This window comes from Mesorhizobium sp. WSM4837, assembly GCF_055811435.1.
This window is the reverse complement of record NZ_JBVVQE010000013.1, coordinates 1-18,752: the sequence shown is the minus strand read 5'-3', so window position 1 is coordinate 18,752 and position 18,752 is coordinate 1. Positions and strand designations below refer to the sequence as shown.

Annotated in this window: 15 protein-coding genes; 6 read left to right on the top strand and 9 right to left on the bottom strand. The window is 64.1% G+C overall.

All coding sequences use genetic code 11. The annotated features are described in order from the left end of the window. The first annotated feature begins 50 nt into the window (after positions 1 to 50). From AC0L3D_RS09880 to AC0L3D_RS09865, 4 genes are read left to right on the top strand one after another with little or no spacing between them, the layout of a single operon-like run. Positions 51 to 1,370 (top strand): alanine racemase, encoded by a 1,320-nt coding sequence (locus AC0L3D_RS09880; RefSeq protein WP_473644051.1) that lies wholly within the window; start codon positions 51 to 53, stop codon positions 1,368 to 1,370. A gap of 44 nt (positions 1,371 to 1,414) precedes the next feature. After that, complete coding sequence (locus AC0L3D_RS09875) at positions 1,415 to 1,759, top strand: RidA family protein (protein ID WP_254019794.1); 345 nt, start codon at positions 1,415 to 1,417, stop codon at positions 1,757 to 1,759. Positions 1,760 to 1,768: 9 nt separating this feature from the next. Next, positions 1,769 to 2,779 carry a succinylglutamate desuccinylase/aspartoacylase family protein gene (locus AC0L3D_RS09870; RefSeq protein ID WP_473644050.1) on the top strand — a complete coding sequence of 337 codons (1,011 nt, stop codon included), beginning with the start codon at positions 1,769 to 1,771 and terminating at the stop codon, positions 2,777 to 2,779. Positions 2,780 to 2,833: 54 nt separating this feature from the next. Beyond that, entirely contained in the window at positions 2,834 to 4,012 is a 1,179-nt protein-coding gene (locus AC0L3D_RS09865; RefSeq protein WP_473644048.1) for a hypothetical protein, read from the top strand. Between the two features lie 292 nt (positions 4,013 to 4,304). Here AC0L3D_RS09865 and AC0L3D_RS09860 read toward each other — a convergent pair whose 3' ends face one another. The 9 genes from AC0L3D_RS09860 to AC0L3D_RS09820 form a co-directional block, all read right to left on the bottom strand. Then, positions 4,305 to 7,553, bottom strand: a complete 3,249-nt coding sequence (locus tag AC0L3D_RS09860; RefSeq protein ID WP_473644046.1) for a winged helix-turn-helix domain-containing protein — start codon at positions 7,551 to 7,553, stop codon at positions 4,305 to 4,307. A 515-nt stretch (positions 7,554 to 8,068) separates the two neighbouring features. Then, a complete protein-coding gene (gene atzF / locus AC0L3D_RS09855) occupies positions 8,069 to 9,898 on the bottom strand; it encodes an allophanate hydrolase (protein WP_473644044.1) in 1,830 nt (609 codons plus the stop codon). After that, entirely contained in the window at positions 9,895 to 10,245 is a 351-nt protein-coding gene (locus AC0L3D_RS09850) for a cupin domain-containing protein (protein ID WP_287171716.1), read from the bottom strand. The genes atzF and AC0L3D_RS09850 overlap by 4 nt, the downstream gene beginning before the upstream one ends. Beyond that, a complete protein-coding gene (locus AC0L3D_RS09845; protein WP_287171717.1) occupies positions 10,238 to 10,906 on the bottom strand; it encodes a cysteine hydrolase family protein in 669 nt (222 codons plus the stop codon). Before AC0L3D_RS09845 ends, AC0L3D_RS09850 begins: the two co-directional genes overlap by 8 nt. After that, on the bottom strand, positions 10,906 to 12,435 hold the full coding sequence (locus AC0L3D_RS09840; RefSeq protein WP_473644042.1) for an ABC transporter ATP-binding protein: 1,530 nt from the start codon (positions 12,433 to 12,435) through the stop codon (positions 10,906 to 10,908). Before AC0L3D_RS09840 ends, AC0L3D_RS09845 begins: the two co-directional genes overlap by 1 nt. Before the next feature lie 9 nt (positions 12,436 to 12,444). Further along, complete coding sequence (biuH, locus tag AC0L3D_RS09835) at positions 12,445 to 13,146, bottom strand: biuret amidohydrolase (RefSeq protein WP_287049403.1); 702 nt, start codon at positions 13,144 to 13,146, stop codon at positions 12,445 to 12,447. Positions 13,147 to 13,171: 25 nt separating this feature from the next. Next, entirely contained in the window at positions 13,172 to 14,098 is a 927-nt protein-coding gene (locus AC0L3D_RS09830; RefSeq protein ID WP_287218069.1) for an ABC transporter permease, read from the bottom strand. Next, positions 14,098 to 15,222 (bottom strand): ABC transporter permease, encoded by a 1,125-nt coding sequence (locus AC0L3D_RS09825; RefSeq protein WP_287171754.1) that lies wholly within the window; start codon positions 15,220 to 15,222, stop codon positions 14,098 to 14,100. The genes AC0L3D_RS09830 and AC0L3D_RS09825 overlap by 1 nt, the downstream gene beginning before the upstream one ends. Positions 15,223 to 15,280: 58 nt before the next feature. Then, positions 15,281 to 16,408, bottom strand: a complete 1,128-nt coding sequence (locus AC0L3D_RS09820) for a BMP family ABC transporter substrate-binding protein (RefSeq protein ID WP_287171720.1) — start codon at positions 16,406 to 16,408, stop codon at positions 15,281 to 15,283. A gap of 296 nt (positions 16,409 to 16,704) precedes the next feature. Here AC0L3D_RS09820 and AC0L3D_RS09815 point away from each other — a divergent pair, with 296 nt between their 5' ends. Together AC0L3D_RS09815 and AC0L3D_RS09810 are read left to right on the top strand one after the other, a co-directional pair. After that, positions 16,705 to 17,388: a GntR family transcriptional regulator gene (locus AC0L3D_RS09815; protein ID WP_473644040.1), complete on the top strand. Its 684-nt coding sequence runs from the start codon at positions 16,705 to 16,707 to the stop codon at positions 17,386 to 17,388. Positions 17,389 to 17,844: 456 nt separating this feature from the next. After that, positions 17,845 to 18,752 (top strand): hypothetical protein (locus AC0L3D_RS09810; protein WP_473644038.1); only part of this gene is annotated, 908 nt, incomplete at its 3' end.

Below are 18,752 nucleotides of genomic sequence, written 5' to 3'. Positions count from 1 at the left end.
GGAAAATCGATCCGGGCTTCATCCTGCGAAGGCGAAAGGACTAGCATCGGATGACCGAAAACTCACCCATGCCGGCGCTCGCGACCCGTGAAAATTTCCTGCTCGACGACCGCATCCGCGGCGTGCCGCCCGGCACCTTCGGGCTGGACAGCAGCCTTGTCGCGTCTGAGCGCTGGCATCCGGCTGCCGGGCGCATGTCGTTGCCGGTGCTGACCCTCGATGAGGAGGCCTTCATCGCCAATCGTGACCTGTTCCTGCGCTACGCGCGCGAACAGGGCGCCATGATCGCGCCGCATGCCAAGACCCCGATGGCGCCGGACCTTGCCCGATCTTTGGTAGAGGCCGGAGCATGGGGCACGACCGTCGCCGATATCAGGCAAGCCGCGGTGATGCTCAAGGCCGGCCTCACACGGCTGATCGTCGCCAACGAGGTTGGTGGATCAGGCGGTGCGAACCGGCTCGCGGCGCTGGTCGGCGTTTGGCCAGGCGTCGAGCTCTTCGTCTTCGCCGACTCTGTCGCCGCCGTGCATGCGCTCGCCGAAGCCTGGCGGGACAATGCAATGCTGCCGCCGTTGCGCGTGCTCGTCGAACTCGGTGCTGGCAGGGCAGGCGCGCGGACCACTGGCGAAGCCGAGGCGATCGCCGATGCAGTTGCTGCAGCCGGCGGACGGCTGCTGATTGCCGGCGTTGCGACCTACGAAGGTGCCGCGGCGCAACCCGACCCCGGCCGCACCGAGGAGGTGATCTCGGCTCTGCTGGCGATGACCGCCGACATGTTCCTGCGGCTGCGCGCCCGCGTCGGCGGCGACGTGCCGCTTATCGTCACGGCCGGCGGCTCGGTGTTCTTCGACAAAGTGGTCGCCGCGCTTTCGCCCGCCGTTTCCGGGGACGGCAATGCGACGCTGGTATTGCGCAGCGGCGCCATCTTCTTCCACGACCATGGTGTCTATGATCGCTCGCTTGGCGCACTCGACGCCCGCAACGGCTTTGCGGTCGGCGGCGTCAGCGTTTCCGCACGAAATTCCTTTCGTCCGGCTTTGCGCCTGTGGGCCGAGGTGCTGTCGCGGCCGGAGTCCGGCCTGGCGATCTGCGGCATGGGCATGCGCGACGTGTCGTTCGATCAGGGCTTTCCGGTGGTGCTCGCGGTCTTCCGGACCGGCAAGCCGCTGGCGGAAGCTCGCGCCGAGGTCTTCAAGCTGAACGACCAGCACGCCTTCCTGACAATCGCACCGAGCGACGACATTGCGGTTGGCGACATCATTGAGTTCGGCATCTCGCATCCCTGCACCTGCCTCGATCGCCATCGCATGATCTTCGGCGTCGACGCGGCCGGGCATGTCCGCCACGCCTTTCCCACCTACTTCGGCTGACCGGATCTTGCGGCGGCCCCAAGAGAACCTCGAAAGGATCCAATATGATCAAGTATTTCCAGTCCGGCTCCCGCATGTCGCAGGCGGTCGTCTATGGTGGCCTCGTCCACATTGCAGGCCAGGTCGCCGACAATCGCAAGGCCGGCATCGAAGGCCAGACCAGCGATGTGCTCTCAAAGATCGAGGCGCTTTTGGTCGAGGCCGGCAGCAGCAAGTCGAAGCTTGTCGCGGTCAATATCTTCCTGCCGCAGATCGGCGACTTCGACGCCATGAACAGCATCTACGATGCCTGGGTGGATCCCCAACGCCTGCCGGCGCGGGCCTGCGTCGAGGCGCGTCTCGCCGATCCCGACCTCCGCATTGAGGTCACGGCGATCGCCGCCATCTGAGTCTCCGACATGCACACCGGCCTCACCCATACGCTCGATTTCGACCGGGACGGCAAGACATCAGGCCATCTCAGTTTGCCCTTCTCGATAGACCGTTCGCCCTATTTCCAGGTCAAGGTCCCGATCTGCCTCATACGCAACGGTGAGGGGCCGTCGCTGCTTCTGATGGCCGGCAATCACGGTGACGAATATGAGGGCGAGCTGTCTCTGGCAAAGCTGATCCGCCGGCTCGATCCCAAGCAGATCAAGGGCCGCGTCACCATCCTGCCGATGGCGAACGCACCGGCGGTCATGGCCGCCAAACGCTGTTCGCCGCTCGATGGCGGCAATCTCAACCGAGCCTTTCCAGGCGATCCGTTGGGCACACCGACAAGCCGGCTCGCCAGTTTCCTCGAGACCGAACTGTTCCCTCGCCACGACATCGTCTTTGACATCCATTCGGGAGGCACCTCGATGGAACATCTGCCTACAGCACTCGTCGAGCGCAATACCGATCCCGACCGCCACAGGCGCGGGGTGGAGCTGATGCGGACGCTCGGCATGCCGTATGGCTTCGTGGCCGACAATGGTCAGGCCTCGCCGACCTCGATGGGCGCAGCCCGCCGGGCCGGTGCCATTGGCATCAGCGGCGAGTTCGGCGGCGGCGGCACCGCCACAGTCGATACGATGGCGATTACCGCTCGCGCGATCGACAATCTGATGGTCGCCGTTGGCGTGGTCGAGGCGCCTGTCCTTTCGCCGGAGTTAAAGCCTTCAGCGCCGACGCGATTGCTCGCGCTTTCCCGGCACGGTCAGGGCCTCTACGCCACCCGCCGCGGCTGGTTCGAACCCGCCGTCAGGCTCGGCGACGGCGTGAGCGCCGGACAATTGGCCGGCTGGTATCACGACCTCGAACGGCTCGATCTTGCCGAGGAAGCCCTGCATTTCGCCGAAGGCGGTATCGTACTTTCGCGCCGGCTGCACACGATGTGCGAGGCAGGAGATTGCCTTTTGCAGGTCGCCGAACCGGTGGAAGGCTGACAGGGAACCAACTGGCGTTGCTCACGCGGCATTGCAGGAAACTGAGGATATTTCATGCAGCATTCGATGTGGACCTACCCCTGGGATGTCCAGGATCTGGGCTTGGAAGCCGTCGAACGCGATCTCGTCGAGCGCGCCGGGCTCAACATGATCAGTCTCGCGACCTCCTATCATGCCGGTCGCTTCCTGCAGCCGCGCAGCCCGCGCCGCAAAGCCTATTTCCCGGAGGACGGCACGATCTACTTCAAGCCAACCGCCGTCCGATGGGCCGATCTCGTGATCCAGCCCAAGGTGGCCGACGTGATCACGGAAGGTGGCGACGTTCTGGCCGAACTTATCCAACGGCGCGAGGCAGGCGGCCTCCAGGTGTCGTGCTGGACGGTCTGCCTGCACAATACCCGCCTCGGCATGCTTTATCCGCAGGCCGTCACCCGCAACGCCTTTGGCGATCCCAATTATTACAATCTGTGCCCGTCGCATCCGGATGCGCGCGCTTATGTCCGCGCGCTCGTCGCCGACGTTACGCACACTTACAAGCCGGACAGAATCGAACTTGAAAGCCCGTCCTTCATGGGCTTTGCCCATGAATACCATCATGAGAAGGATGGTGTCGGGCTGACGCCGGAAGACGACTTTCTTCTGTCGCTGTGCTTCTGTCCGTCCTGCCTCGCCCGCGCCGCTTGTGCCGGCATTGAAGGCCAGGCAGCGCGTGACCTCGTCAAGCAGTGGATTGCCGAGGCGTGTGAGCGCGCGGTGCCTGAACGGCGCTTTCCAGAATTTCCCGCAAGTGGCCTCGACACCTTTTTGCGCTGGCCGCAACTCCACGCCTATCTGTTGTGGCGGTTCGAGCCGGTGACCAGTCTTGTCGCCGAACTGCGCGAGGTTGCCGATCCGGGGACCCGTGTCCTCGTCATCGACCTGCGAGACGGCTGGCTCGGCGGCTGCGATCTGGCAGCGCTCGGCAAGGTCTGCGACGGGGCGATCCTTTGTGCCTACGACATGCAGGCCGGCGACGTGACGAGCCTGATGGCGGCTGGCCGCACCGCGCTCGGGGCAGAGAAATTCCTCGGCGCCGGCTACCGGCTCTTTTATCCGGAAATGGCAGGCCCTGAAATTCTCGCCGCCAAGGTGAAGCCAGCGCTGGCGCCGGACGTCGACGGTATCAATTTTTACAATTACGGCCTTGTCCCCGCCGCACGACTCGATTGGGTGCGTGCAGCACGACCTGGCTGAGCAAAACGATCGAGTGCAGTCGAAAGCGCGTCGCGGCTGAATGGATTCATGCGAGGCGCTTTAAGTCATTGTTATGCGTGACAGCGCTGTCCTGCCTCGCGACCTGTCATTTCCCTCGGCTCCATCACCTCGTGCTATCCAGGCGGGGCTGACGCGCAGCGAGCGAATGGACGCGATCGCCGGCCTCGTTCTGATACTGGCAGCCCTTAGCAAACACCCTGCTCGGAGCTTGAGGGGTGGCTGCCAGACCGACGATAGCCCGGTGTTACGCCAGACAGCGCAAAACACGTCGTCAGCGCGTGTGCCGCACAAGATAGGGTTCGACCAAGGCGCGTATTTCGGCAGCGGGCGCCGCTTCGCCGGCAGCACGCAGCGCCCGTTCGTAGCGTGCATAGTCGTCGACCGCGGCTTCGAAATCACCGCGCGACAGCCGCTCCCTGATCAGCGCCTTGTAGACGGGTCCGGCATCCGGATAGAGGTCCAGCGCCCTCAAATAGATCGAGCGCGCTTCCTGGACGTTCCCGGTTGTCTCCAGCCGCTGGCCGGTCCGCAATCCAAGATCGATCAGATCGCGACGCACTTTTTCAGCTGCGGCGAGCGACCAGAAGCTGGCTCGCTCGTGCAGGAACAACGGACCGGGGAATGCGAGGAACAGCGCTTCCGCTTCCGGTCGCAGCCCGGCCGCCTCGCCATTGGCTGTCGTTACGGATTTGAGCCGTGCATCCCAGTCGGCGAGGTCGACCCAGACCTTGTCCGACGCGAGGCGAAGCTTGCCTTCGCGCTGAACGATGAGGTCGGTCCGCCCGAGCAGCTTGCGTAGCCGATGCAGCGCCTGCTCGCATGCCGCCCGCGCCTGGTCGCCGTCGAGGTCGGGCCACAGCCAGTCCTGAACGGTCTCCAGCGAACAGGTATTGTCTTTCGAGATCGCCAGTACCCGCAGGATGTCGAGAGCCTTCGTCGATGGCTTGGCGCCGAGATTAAGAGGGTTTCCATCGAGTTCGAGCCGAAAGCCTCCGAGGACGTGGACCTTGAGCGGCCATGGCCAGGCCGTGGGCCGCCGTTGCGGCGCGTCCAATCGGCGTTCCCGGATAAGCGACCGGCAAAGCTTGGGCTCGATGCCGCGCTCAAGCGCATCGCCAAGCAGTTCGGCGAGCAATTCCGGAACGTTGAGGAGCACCATTGGCCAGCTGACGTCGCGCAGCGCCTCCATGAAGACCTTCAGCCGATCGCCGTAGCGTGGACCCTGGTCCCACAGGCTCTCCAGCGCGGCCGCTGCAAGAATGCATATCTCGGTTCGCTTGCGGGCGCCGCCGTTCAGCCGCGGCAGCAAGTCGCTGAGCAGCGCGGCGGCTTCGCGCGGCTTCCTGTCGGCGAGCAGCACCTGGAACTTCGTGATGCAGTGCGCCCAGCGCTCGACCATCGGCTCGTTGGCGGCCTCGCTCGCCGCCATGAAGCGCTCGCAATCCTCATAGGCGGCCGCGAAATCGCCTTGCCTGGCATGAAGCGCGGCATAGCAATTGGCGACGATGGCGACCTGTGTGCTGAAACGGCTGTCGGCGATCTCGGCCAGCCGCTCGACCACCTGGTCTAGCTCGGCAAAGTCGTTGCGGAACTTCATCTGCATCTGAAGATGATACAGGCCACCGAACTCCACACCCTTGAGCGACTCGCGCTCGCCAATCGCGATCGCCTCCCGCAACGCCGCTTCGGCCGACGGGTAGGGAAAACCCCGTCTCTTATACGGGAAGTAACGGCCGCTCTTGGCGCCAAACTCGACCAGCCACATGCCGAGCACCCAAGGCAGCACCTCCTTGTCGCTCAAATCCTCGACAACGCTGTCGACGGCCTTGGTGAACAGATCGGCCCGCATGACCGATACCGAATGCTCAATCAGCGTTTCGCTGGCAAGCAGCCGTAAGCCGCTTGGGTCGTGCTCGGGATTCCGGGTCAGCCGCTCCAGCAGTTCGGTTTCCAGCGCTTGCCCGTCCGGGCTGTTGCGGTAGTAGTCGTCGCCGAAGTTTAGCGCCCGCACCATGCCGATGCGCACCAGCATCGCTTCCTCGGAAGGCAGTTTTGGCAGGCCGCGCTCGATGATTTCGAACGCCCGGCGGGTCCAGGCCGAAAGACCCTCATAGGTGCGCCAACTGTCCGTCTTGACCAGAACCGCGCGCGACACCGTAAGACAAAGCCCGCGCTGATCGTCGGCCTCGCCAAAGGCATGCCATGCCTTCGACAGCCAGTGCTCTGCCGCGGCGTCGTTCGGCATGTGGGCCACGCCCAGCCAATAGAAATGCCAGCCGTTCATGAACGCTTCCGGCAACCGGCCGACCCATTCGATGAAGGTCGTTCGATGTCCCTGCGCCAAAACGGTCTCCGCCCGGCTCAGCATGAGCCCGCTCGCCTGGTCCCAGTCCTCTGCCTGCAAGGCGAGGTGTATGGCTTCGTCATATCGGCCGGCGTCGGCGAGGACCTTTGCCGCCCTTTGTTTGAGCGACTTCTGCTCTTCTGCCGTCACACGCTGTGCGAAGCGTCGGTCGAGGAAGTCCCGCAAGAGGTCGTGCAGGTGGAAAACGTCGCGGCTGTTTTCCGTTCGCGTGACCAGCAACTGCCGCCTGTAGAGCCTGTCGAGCAGCTTGCCCGCTTCGCTCGACCCGATCATCACGTCCGCCAGTTCGGCGCTGATTTCGGGCAGCAGATTGAGTTTCAGCAGCATGTCCTGGTCGGCGGCGGGAAGGGAAAGGAAGAAATGGCGGCCGAGAACGTCCGACAGGGCATTCTGCCCGCCGGGTGCTGTCCCGGTCGTGTCATCAGGGCCGACCGCCGAGCCGTGATCGGCGAGGAGAACCAGCCCGATCGCCCAGCCGCGCGCCGCTTCGACATCGACTGGAACGGCACCGTTCCTCGACCGCAGCTTGACGAAATCGCGTGCTTCCGATGTCGAGAATTCGAGCGCCCACCTGTCGACGACGGCCACTTGGCCCTTGAGAACGAGGTCGCCCAGTTCGTTGTGGGGCAGCGTGCGCGAGATGCAGATGCAGCGGACCGTGTCAGGAAGTTCACGGAACATCACCGAAAGCACCGCCCGGAATTCGGGCGTGTCGGCGTCCTGCAAATCGTCGAGGACCAGAATGGTGCCGGGCTTCAACCGCGCGAAGTAGGCTCTGAAGAAGCGCCTGGCGAATTCCTTCGGCTGCTCGGCATACTCGACGCCGAACACCGGCATGTCTCCAACCGCGGGTGAGGCGAGTGACTGCGCCAGATATTGAAAGAAGCGCGCGATATCCTGGTCGCCCTCGTCGATGCGGAACCACACATGCGGTGCCGCGACGCTTTCGAGGTAGTCGATGACCGCCGTCGTCTTGCCGTAGCCGGCCGGCGCGGCCACCCAGCATACGCTCGAACGCGATTTTTGACCGATCGCTTCGAGAACGCGGTTCCGCCTCAATATCCTGGCGCTGCGCGGCGCCGCCAGCTTGGCGATCCGGCCTGTGCCCGAGAGCGGGCGCCTCGCATCGGCGTCAATGGCGTCTAGGGCGGTCATCGGGGCTCCCGCTCGACCAATCATCGAGCGTCGGGTCGTGCCGTGATGACCGTCCCGCCGCCCAGATTGACCTTAGGGTAGCGCAATCGTGCGACAATTCGTAGGGGCTTCGCAGATGAAGCGGCAACGGCCGGGTGCAAGCGTCGCCTGGGTGCCTGCGCGACCTCGAGATCAGGCAGCAGACGCGGCCGAATTGCGAGCCGCAATCGGCGACCTCGCCGCGGCCCTCGACAGCAACAGCGTGAAGGAAAACCTGACAGCACGAAGCATCTCCGGGCCTGATAAGTCCCGACGGAATCTGTTGGGGCAACTGCACGGCCTGTTCGCATCGCGACGCCTCCGGCGGTCGCAGGCGCGTGGCGACGCCTGCCAAATCACAGTGCAACTTTAGAGCACGCGCACATACGGATCGCTCGCGGAATTCGATGTGCTGGCTCGCCGTACCAACTGCAAGCCGAGCATCGCTGCTACGATTTGAGCTCGCGCTGACGTTGCCGGTGCGAACGACCGGTCGTTCAATCGGCCGGGACGCTTTCCTGTCGCTCTCCGTTGGCTTTTGCGATGAAGCTGCGCCAACCGCCATAGGCCGAAATGTCGATCGCCTCTGACAACCCGGCGGTCTCAACCAGAAAGCCTTTGGCCGATGTCCCGTCATCGAGCTCGATCGTGCCTATGCCGAGCGGCGGCGGGATCGCGGCCACGAAGCGTCCGAACGCGTCTGGTGAAAGCCGCCAAACCTCGACATCGATCGACTTCCCGTGGCCATCGGCAACACGCACGAGCCCTGGCTTGGGCACGGACTGGCCGGCGAGCGCATAGAGCTGATAGGAGGCAACCGTCTTGGCGGCCCTGCTCAATCGCGCGCCAAGCGCGCAGAGCTGGCCATTGAGCGGCATCCCCGACAAATGCGCGCCGACGACCACGAGCTCGATCATGCCGTCATCGACGTCAGGGGTCTTGGCGACGCAGGCAGGCATTGCCCAACCAGTCGCGCCAAGACCGAGACCGCTGGCTCGATGGACATCACGGGCGAGCGCCGCCGTCAGGGCGTCCTTGCCGGCGGCAGCAAGCAAGGTAACGCTCATCGGCAGACCGTCGTCGCGCTTGCCCGTCGGCACGGCGATGCCGCACATATCGAGCAGATTGACGAAGTTGGTGTAGGTGCCGAGCCGGCTGTTGGTGACGATCGGATCGGCCAAAACAGTCTCCAGCGAATAGTGCGTCGGCGCCGTCGGCACGCAGAAAAGGTCGACCGAGGCGATGACAGGCGCGAGCCTGGCCTTGTGGGCCTGCAGCGCATAGAGGCCTTTGAAAGCATCCGCCGCGGAAAGTTTTCGTGCGCCGCCGATGATTGTGCGCGTTACCGGGTGCATGGCTGCCTCGCTCACGTCCATGAAATCCGCGATCGCCGCATAGCGCTCGGCCACCCAGGCGCCTTCGTAGAGCAGGTTGGCGGTAGCGTAGAAATCGCCGAAGGGAATTTCGATCAGTCGGCAGCCGAGCTGTTCCAGCGTCCGCAGCGCCGTTTCGAATCCCGCTTGCATGGCCGCGTCGCCAAAAAATTCCCGATCCGCTTTTACGGGAACCCCGACGGTCAGCGCGGATGGACACGGACCAAGCGGCGGCGCCGCGATAGCCTTCGAATAAGGATCGACGTCATCTTTGGCCGCCGCCGCCCTGAAGACGCTGTAGGCGTCATCGACGGTGAGCGCGAAGACGGAGACGCAGTCGAGCGTGCGGCAGGCCGGCACCACGCCTGTGGCCGACAGGGCGCCGACGGTCGGCTTCAGCCCGACGATGTTGTTGAGGCCGGCGGGAATGCGGCCGGATCCTGCGGTATCGGTGCCGAGCGCGAAAGAAACAATGCCGTGCGCCGTCGCCACGGCCGAGCCGCACGAGGAACCGCCCGGCACCAGTTTCGGATCGATCGCGTTTCGGGGGACCGGATAAGGTGTGCGCACGCCGACGAGGCCGGTGGCGAATTGGTCGAGATTGGTTTTTCCGACGACCAGCGCCCCGGCCGCCCTCAGACGCGCGACGACGGTGGCGTCTTTCGCCGGCAGGTAGGCATATTCGGCGCAGCCGGCCGTGGTCGGCATGCCGGCAACATCGATGTTGTCCTTGACCGCGAACGGCACGCCCCAGAGCGGCTTTGCCACGGGATCGAACCCGCCGAGTGCGCCGGCTTCGGCGAACAGGTCCGCCTTGCTCGCCAGATGGATGAAGATGCCGGGATCGTCCGCTTTCGCTATGCGCGCAAACACGGTTTCAATAATGGTAGTGCCCGACATGCCGGAGGCATAGCTCGCGTGCAGGCTGCCGATATCGAAGCGGATGTCGCTCATTTGGCCTCGTCCAGAATGATCACCGGCAGATTCCACTGGATCAGCACGACGCAGCCGTCTTTCGTCCACACCGAATGCTCGGTCCCGACCGGGTTCAGGATCACACTTCCGGGAAGATAGTCGCCATTCTCGTCGCTCTGGGTGCCTTCCAACACAACGATGGTTTCCAGTGCGACATGGCGATGGCGCGGCACGCCGGCGCCGGGCCGATAGTTCAGGATCGCGACGGAGGGTTCGGCCGGTCCGCCCTTGAGCAGCCAATGCACCGTGATGCCGTCGCGAAAATGCTCGAATGCCAGATCACGCCAGACCCCATGGATGAGAACCGGGTATGCAATGTTAGGCATCGGCAATTCCTTTGAGCACCTGGTCCGTCATCGCCGTCCAGCCGACGATCGCGCCCTGCGCCCTGATCATGGCCAGTGAGGCCGCCTTGAACTCCGGAAAATAACTCTCCGTCGCATCCTCCGCCAGCAGGCATTCGTAGCCGCGGTCGTTGGCCTCGCGCATCGTCGTCTGCACGCAGACTTCCGTCGTAACTCCGGCGAAGACGAGCTGCTGCACGCCGAGCCGCTTCAGGTCCTCGCCGAAGCTGGTAGCGTAGAACGCGCCCTTGCCGGGTTTTTCGATGACGATTTCGCCAGGCAGCGGGGCTACCTCGTCGAGGATCGCCGTTCCCGGCTCGCCGACGACCAGCACGCGGCCCATCGGACCGACATCGCCGATTCGGATCGACGGATTGCCGCGATTGCGCTTGGCCGGCGGCAGGTCCGAAAGGTCCGACCTGTGGCACTCCATCGTGTGGATCACCGGCAGGCCGGCGGCGCGAAATCCCTGGATCAGCCTTTTGACCGTCGGCACGATCGCCACCACCCGGCCGACGTCATTGCCGAGGCTGGCGCCGAAGCCGCCCGGCTCGGCGAAATCGCGCTGCATGTCGATGACGACCAGCGCCATCGCCTCAGGCTTGAAGGCGAACGGAAACGGCAGCGCGTCGATCTCCGCCATCAGTGATGTCCCGCCATATGCTCGCCGATCGTCTGCACGCTCGCCTGTGCGATCGGCGTCTCATAGACCAGCGCGCCGTCGGACATGACGAAGATGCGGTCGGAGAGCTCCAGCAGTTCGTCGAGGTCCTCCGACATCAACAGCACCGCGGTACCAGCGTTGCGTGCCCGCATGATACGGGCGCGGATTTCGGCGATGGCGGAGAAGTCGAGGCCGAAGCAGGGGTTCGACACGATGAGAAGATCGACCTCGCCGGTCAGTTCGCGGGCGAGCACCGCACGCTGCACATTGCCTCCGGAGAGCGACGAAATCGGCGAGGCGAGCGAGGCTGTCTTGACCTTGAACTGCTCGACCAGCCGCGTCGCATAGTCCCTGATGGCGCTCATCCGGATCCAGCTTATCGGCTTGCCGGCCTCGTTCAGGTCGAAGGTCCGGAATGCCATGTTTTCCGCCACCGTCATCCTCGGCGCGCAGGCATTGCGCAACGGTTCCTCCGGGATGAAGCGCACATTGAGCGTGCGGGCTTCAGCGCGGCTGGCGCCGTAGGGCGATCCCTTCACCAGAACGTCGCCGGCATCACGCGTACGCTGTCCGGCAAGGACTTCTAGAAACTCCTTCTGGCCGTTGCCGGAAATGCCGGCGACACCGACGATCTCGCCGGATTTCACATCGAGCTCGACGATATTGATGGTTTTCAGGCCGGTGCGGTCGGGCGCTTTCAGCGCCTTCACCGTCAGGATTTGCCTGGCGCCGACGGGCACTGGAGCGCGGCTGTCGAGCGCGGCGATCGGCTGGTCACCGATCATCATCGCTGCCATCTGCTTGTGAGACAAATCCGATACTTTCCCCGTTCCTGTCAGTCTGCCCTTGCGCAACACAGTGATGTCGTCGGCAAACGCCGTCACCTCGTGGAACTTGTGCGAGATCATCAGCACGGTGAGATCGCCCGCCTTGGTCATGCCGCGCACGAGGCCCAACACTTCCTGCGCCTCGCCGGGGGTTAGCACCGACGTCGGCTCGTCCAGCACCAGAAAACTGCGGCCGAGATAAAGCTGCTTGATGATTTCGAGCTTCTGTTTCTCGCCGGCGGCGAGTTCGGCCACCTTGACGTCGAGCGGCAGCTTGAACGGCATCCGCTCCATGAATTGGGCAAGTGCGGCGCGCTCCTTGCGCCAGTCGATAATCCCCGGCACCTTTTCGCGGGAAATGACCAGGTTCTCCGCACCTGTCAGCGACGGGACCAGGGTAAAATGCTGGTAGACCATGCCGAGGCCGAGCGCCGAGGCGTCCTTCGGACCGGCGATCCCGATCTCGCGGCCGTCGACCAGAATGTCGCCGGCGGTCGGGTGATAAAAGCCCATGATGCATTTGACCAGCGTCGACTTGCCCGCGCCGTTTTCGCCAAGCAGCGCATGAAACGATCCCGCCGGCACCTTGATGGAGACGTCGTCCAGCGCGGTGAAGGCGCCGAAACGCATGCTCATGCCGATCGTCTCGACGCCAACCGCTCTTTTGCCGCGATCACTCATGATCGAACCTCATGGCAACTGGGCGACGAAGGACGCCGAATTGGACACCGCGCCGAACACGCCGCCTTGCATCTTGATCATCTTGATCGCAGCGAGATGGTTGTCGTAGTCGGTCGCCCCGCAGCAATCCTCCAGCATCACGCATTCGAAGCCGCGGTCGTTGGCTTCTCGCATCGTCGTGTGCACGCAGACGTCGGTGGTGATGCCGGTCAGCACGATGTTTTCGATGCCGCGCTGGTTGAGGATCAGTTCCAGGTCGGTGGCGCAGAACGAGCCCTTTCCCGGCTTGTCGATGATCGGCTCGCCTTCGGCCGGATAGAGGTCGGGGATGATGTCCCAGCCCGGCTCGCCGCGCACCAGGATGCGCCCGCAAGGTCCGGGGTCGCCGATGCCTGCATTGATGCGGCGCGAGCGCCAGCGCTTGTTGGCCGGCAGGTCGGCGAGATCGGGCCGGTGGCCCTCTCGCGTATGAATGATGGTGTAGCCCTTCGCCCGCATGGCAGACAGCACTGATCTGATCGGTTCGATCGGCGCCCGCACCAGCGAGAGATCGTAGCCCATATGATCGACATAGCCGCCCGGCCCACAGAAATCGGTCTGCATGTCGATGATGATCAGCGCCGTGTTGTCGGGCCGAAGCTCGCCATTGTAGGGCCATGGATAGGGATCGGCATCGATGTAGCGCTGCGTGACCTCGGCTCTGGCGTTCATTGAGAAAAACTCCAGTCTGGAAACGTCATTTGGTGATCGACAGTTCGCCCGGTGCGCCGGCCAGCGAACGGCTCGGCGACGAGGTGGCGATCATGATAACGAGGGTGAGAATGTAGGGTGCGGCGTAGAACAGATAGTAGCCTTGCGTGACGCCGACCGATTGCAGCGCCGGCCCCAGCGCGCCGGCCCCGCCGAACAGCAGCGCGGCGGCAAAGCAGCCGAGCGGGTTCCAGCGCGCGAAGATGACCAGCGCCACCGCCATCAGCCCCTGGCCCGACGAGATGCCTTCGGTCCAGCTGCCGGGATAGTAGAGCGACAGATAAGCGCCGCCGATGCCGGCCAGCGCGCCGCCGATGCCGGTGGCGATGAGGCGCACCGTATTCGGGTTGAGGCCCATGGCGCGCGCGGCATCGGAACTGTCGCCGACCACGCGCAGGATCAGGCCGGCCCGGGTGTTGCGGAAAGCCCACCACAGGAATACGGCAAGTGCTGCGCCGATCAGGAACAGCACATTGATGTTGAGCGCCGCCTGCACCTGCGGAACGTCGGACCAGCCGCCAAACGGGATGGCCGGCAGGTCGGGCGCCGAGGGCTGGATGAACGGTTTGCCGAAGAAGAAGGCGAGACCCGAGCCGAACAGCATCAGCGCAATGCCGATGGCGATGTCGTTAACGCCACGGAATTTGCAGATCCAGCCGTGGAACAGGCCGAAACAAAGACCGGCCGCGGCGGCGGCCAGCAGGCCGAGCCATGGTGAGCCGGTCATCACCGCGACGGCATAGGCGGTCATCGCGCCGAACACCAGTGTGCCTTCGAGACCGAGATTGATGCGCCCCGAACGCTCGGTGATGGCTTCGCCCAGCGACACGAAGATGAAAGGCGTCGACACCCGGATGGCGCCGCCGAGCATGGCGAGCGGAACGCCCCAGAGGCCGATCTCGGTTGCGCCCATCAGGCAGTTCCCTTCAGGAGATCGGGCCTCTTCAAGAGATCGCCCCTCTGCCAGAGGTCGGGATTGAAGGCCTTGAAGCGGCCGTAGAAGGTTTCGCTGAACAGGATGACGACGAAGAGCATGCCCTGCAGCACCAGCACGGTGGCGTCGGGCAGGTCCATGCGGCGCTGGATCAACCCGCCGGAGGCGTCGATGCCGCCAAGCAGGAAGGCGACCGGGATGATGGCGAGCGGATTGTGGCGGGCGAGGAAGGCGACCAGGATACCGGTATACCCATAGCCGGCGGCGAGCGAGGCGTTGGCGCTGCCTTGCACGGCGGCGACTTCCAGCATGCCGGCAAGGCCGGCAAAGCCGCCGGCCAGCGCGGTGAAACCGACAATCAGCGGTCCAACGGCAAGTCCCTGCACCTGGGCTGCCCTGACATTGCCGCCAGCGATGCGGGCGGCGAACCCCCAGCGGGTCTTTTCGATCAGCAGCCAGGACAGAATGCAGGCGATGATGCCGACGACCAGGCCCCAATGCACGTCCATGCCGGGAATGTTGCCGATGCGGTAGGCCTCAGCCAACGGCTCGGTCGACGGTTTGTTGAGCGAGGCGGGATCGCGTAGCGGTCCTTCCACCAGATGGTTCATCAGGGCGATGGCGATATAGGCCATCAAAAGGCTCGATATGGTTTCGTTGACGGCACGGTAGTGGCGTAGCGCGCCGACGGCACCGATCCAGATGCCGCCGGCGGCCAGGCCCGCCACGCCCATGGCAAGAATAACGAAAAAGGCGGGGGCGCCGCTGGCGGCCACGCCCATGGCAGCCGCGGCAACGCCGCCCAGCACGATCGCGCCTTCGCCGCCGATGACGACAAGGCCGAGCCGGGCCGGCAGCGCCACGCAGAGCGCCGCAAGCAGCAAGGGTGCGGCCCGCGACAGCGAATTCTGGACCGAGAACCACGAGCCGAAGCCGCCGCGCCACATCGTTTCATAGAGCTGCGCCGGCGATTTGCCGACCAGCGCGATGAACAGGCTGAACAGGGCCATGCCGACAATCAGGGCCGCGAGCGGGATGACGAGGGCTTCCGCCCGCCGGGCGATCCATTCGAGCGCCGTCGGATAGCTTTTGGCGCCGAGCATCACTGGCACGTTCGCGCTGCTCACGGTGTCTGCCATGGCCCCCGTCTCCGATCCATGCTCAAGCGGTCGAGCCGACGACACCCTCGACGAGATAGTCCATGCTTTCCAGTTCGATCGCGGCTTCGACGAAGGTCTGGCCCTCGGTTGCGACGACGTCGCCCTTGTTGTTCTTCAACGGCCCCTTGATTACGGAAAAGCCGCCCTTCATCATTTCGGCGAGCGTGCCGTCGAACTGTGCGCGCGCCGCCTCGCTGACGGCGGGCCCGAGCGGGCTCATCTTGACGAAGCCGTCGGCCAGTCCGCCGCGCGTGAAATTGGGCAGCGGTTTGCCGGCCACGAGGTCGTCGACGAACATCTTGTAGACCTTCGCCCAGTTCCATTCCGCGCCGGTCAGGTATTTTTCGGGCGCCAGCGGGCTCTGATTGGCATGGTAGCCGCAGATGAAGGCGCCGCGCCCCGCCGCCGTTTCGACCACCACTTTCGGGCTGTCGACATGGCAGGTGATGACGTCGGCACCCTGATCGACCAGTGCATTCGTGGCCTCCGCCTCCTTGACCGCCAGCGACCATTCGCCGGTGAAGATCACCTGGCAGGTGATTGCCGGGTCGACCGAGCGTGCGCCGAGCAGGAAGGAGTTGATGTTGAGCAGGACCTGCGGAATGGGCTTTGCCGCGACGAAGCCGATCTTCTTGGTCTTGGTGGCGTGGCCGGCGGCGACGCCGTTGAGATACTGGCCCATGCCGATATAGCCGAAATAGGAACCGGCATTCATCGGATGCTTGTCCTTGTTCCACATGCCGCCGCAATGGCGGAACTGCACGTCGGGGAATTTCGCGCACATGGCCAGCATGTGCGGATCGAAATAGCCGAACGAGGTCGGGAAGATCAGCGAGGCGCCGTCGAGGTTGATCATCGATTCCATCGACTTCTGGACATCGACCGTCTCGGGGACGTTCTCCTCCTCGACCACGGAGATGCCCTCGATGGCCTTCAATGTGGCGGCACCGTCGGCATGCGCCTGGTTATAGCCGTAGTCGTCCTTCGGTCCGACATAGATGAATCCGACAGTGACGGCAGCGGCGAATGCCCTGCTGATTGGGAATGACGCCGAGGCCAGGCCGAGCGCCGCTCCGGCGGCGGAGGTCTTGAGCAGATCGCGGCGGCTAAGCATGAATCTCTCGGTCATGTGAATGCTCCCTGTTGGACCCTTTCCGGGTCGATTAATTCCCTTCTCGTAAAGTGCATGCAATCACCATGCCAGTTCAAACGATGGATTTTATCCAGTGAAATCAGTCGGCGTGCCGATCAGCCGTGCTCAAGCGAAAGGCAATTGCATACACTTTTTGCCTTTCAATTAGCCAGTTTGACATCCAGATTAAAATTGAGGCATAGAGGACGCGCCCGAGTCGAAACTTCCGGCGAGCCACTTGCCGCACGGCCGCGAAAAAGACTGACGGAGGAGAATTGTCGGGGAAGCGCAGCTTGATCAGGTCGGGCACGACCGTCGATCAGATGGTGAGGGCGATCGGTGACCGGATCGTCACCGGCTTCCTGCGCCCCGGCGAAAAGCTCGACGAGGCCTCGCTTGCTGCCCGTTTCGATGTGTCGCGCACCCCCGTCAGGGAGGCGCTTGGCCGGCTGAGCGCCATAGGGCTGGTCGAAAGGCGGCCCAACCGCGGCGCCACCGTCGCCGTGGTGACGCAGGAGCACCTTGCCTCGATGTTCGAGAGCATGGCCGAGCTGGAAGCGATCTGCGCGCGGTTTTCGGCCGAGCGCATGACCCCCGCGGAGCGCCGCGCGCTCGAAATCGAGCACCAGGCATCGGCGCGCCTCGTGCAACTGGGTGCGGAGGAGGACTATGAGTATTTCAACACCGAGTTCCACACCCGGCTCTATCGCGGCGCGCACAGCAAGCACATCTATGAACTGACCGTCATGACCCGCAGCCGGCTGGCGCCGTTCCGGCGCGCGCAATTCATGCTGCCGGGCCGCTTGGCCAAATCCTGGCAGGAGCATGACGTCATCGTTACCGCGATCATGCGCGGTGACAGCGCTGCCGCAGGACAAGCAGCCAAGGATCACGTCTCCCTCGTCAGCGAGGCGAGCGCCGTCTTTGCAGCGGTTGACCCGATGAAACCGGCGGATTCGATCGGGATATCTTCCTAGTGGACAAAACCTGACGCGTGGTACCCGAAACGGAATACCGTTTTGACCCGAGGCGACCTATGTCTTGCGTGTAGCGAATGGCCGCTTCGCGCCTGATGTCGGTCGTTGGACTGATTGTGGCCGCCATCCAGGAGCGGACATCCGTCGCCTAACACCCTGATCGACCAGTGCATTGGTGGCCTCCGCCTCCATGACCGCCAGCGACCATTCGCCGGTGAAGATCACCTGGCAGGTGAATGCCGGGTCGACCGAGCGTGCGCGTTAGTTGCAACTTCACGAGTAGTGGAATGCCACGTGGTCAATATCGGTCCCCAACGTGAGCCCGTCTTCGATCTCGAATCGGGCGGCGGCCATGCTCGAAGCCAGCGGCGACCACAGGGTTTTGAGCTGCCGTCGTTGTCAACAAACCCCACAGGCGCTAAGCTCCACGCTGGGATCAGGCAATGGAAAGTACCGATGCCGGAGCAGATGCACGCCAGGTTTTTCCATCGGCTTGTCGCCCTGTTTTTCATCCTTCTTCTCGGCGCGCATCCCGCCAGCGCCCAGAACCACCCCGCTCCGACCCCGCTGTTCGACACTCCTGGCCTTGCCGCCGAGGCGTTGAAAGCCATCGCCGAGCGCATCGGGCGCGAGCCGCGGGTCGCGCTGGTGGATATCCGGGGCTCCGAGATGACCGTGCATGTGCAGGGCGCGCGCCCCCATCATCTCGACAAGTGGACCTGGATACGCGGCCGCGGCTTGATCATGGGCATGACGACGCAGATCCGCGGCCCGGAGATCGCCCAGCCGCTCGTCGCGACGCTCGACCCGACAACCGTCCTTTTTCCACTCGAACGCCTGCCGCTCGACGACCTGCCCGCACTGATCGACCGGATCTCGCCCCGCGCCATGCTTGAAGAGCCAGCACTTCCGCAGTCCATTCGGATCGAGCGGCAACTCCTGCTCGTGGGCGGCACCCGCGTGGGCGAGGCGCGGATCATGGTCCACTGGAACACCGGGCGCGAAAGCTCCTACGTTTACCTCAACATGGACGGCAGCATCCACACGGCCGATGTCTCGGGCACCTTTCGCGCCCGCGGCCTCGACATGGCGCGGGATGACTGGCATCTGCCGATGGCGGCGCAGGATCTCGCCTTCTTCGGCACCCACCGCAGCATCCTTCGGGTCGAGATCGAGCCGCGAGACATCGACGTGAGCTACATGGACCCGCAGAGCCGCAGCCAGACGACGGGCATGCGCTGGACGCTGAACGGCCTCAGCGTGAACGCGCCGGTCATAGAGATGCCTGCCACGATGCGGCCGCCGACCGAGGATGTGTTCGCCTTCACTGATATCGACTTCGCCATGCTGCCCGCGCTCAAGGC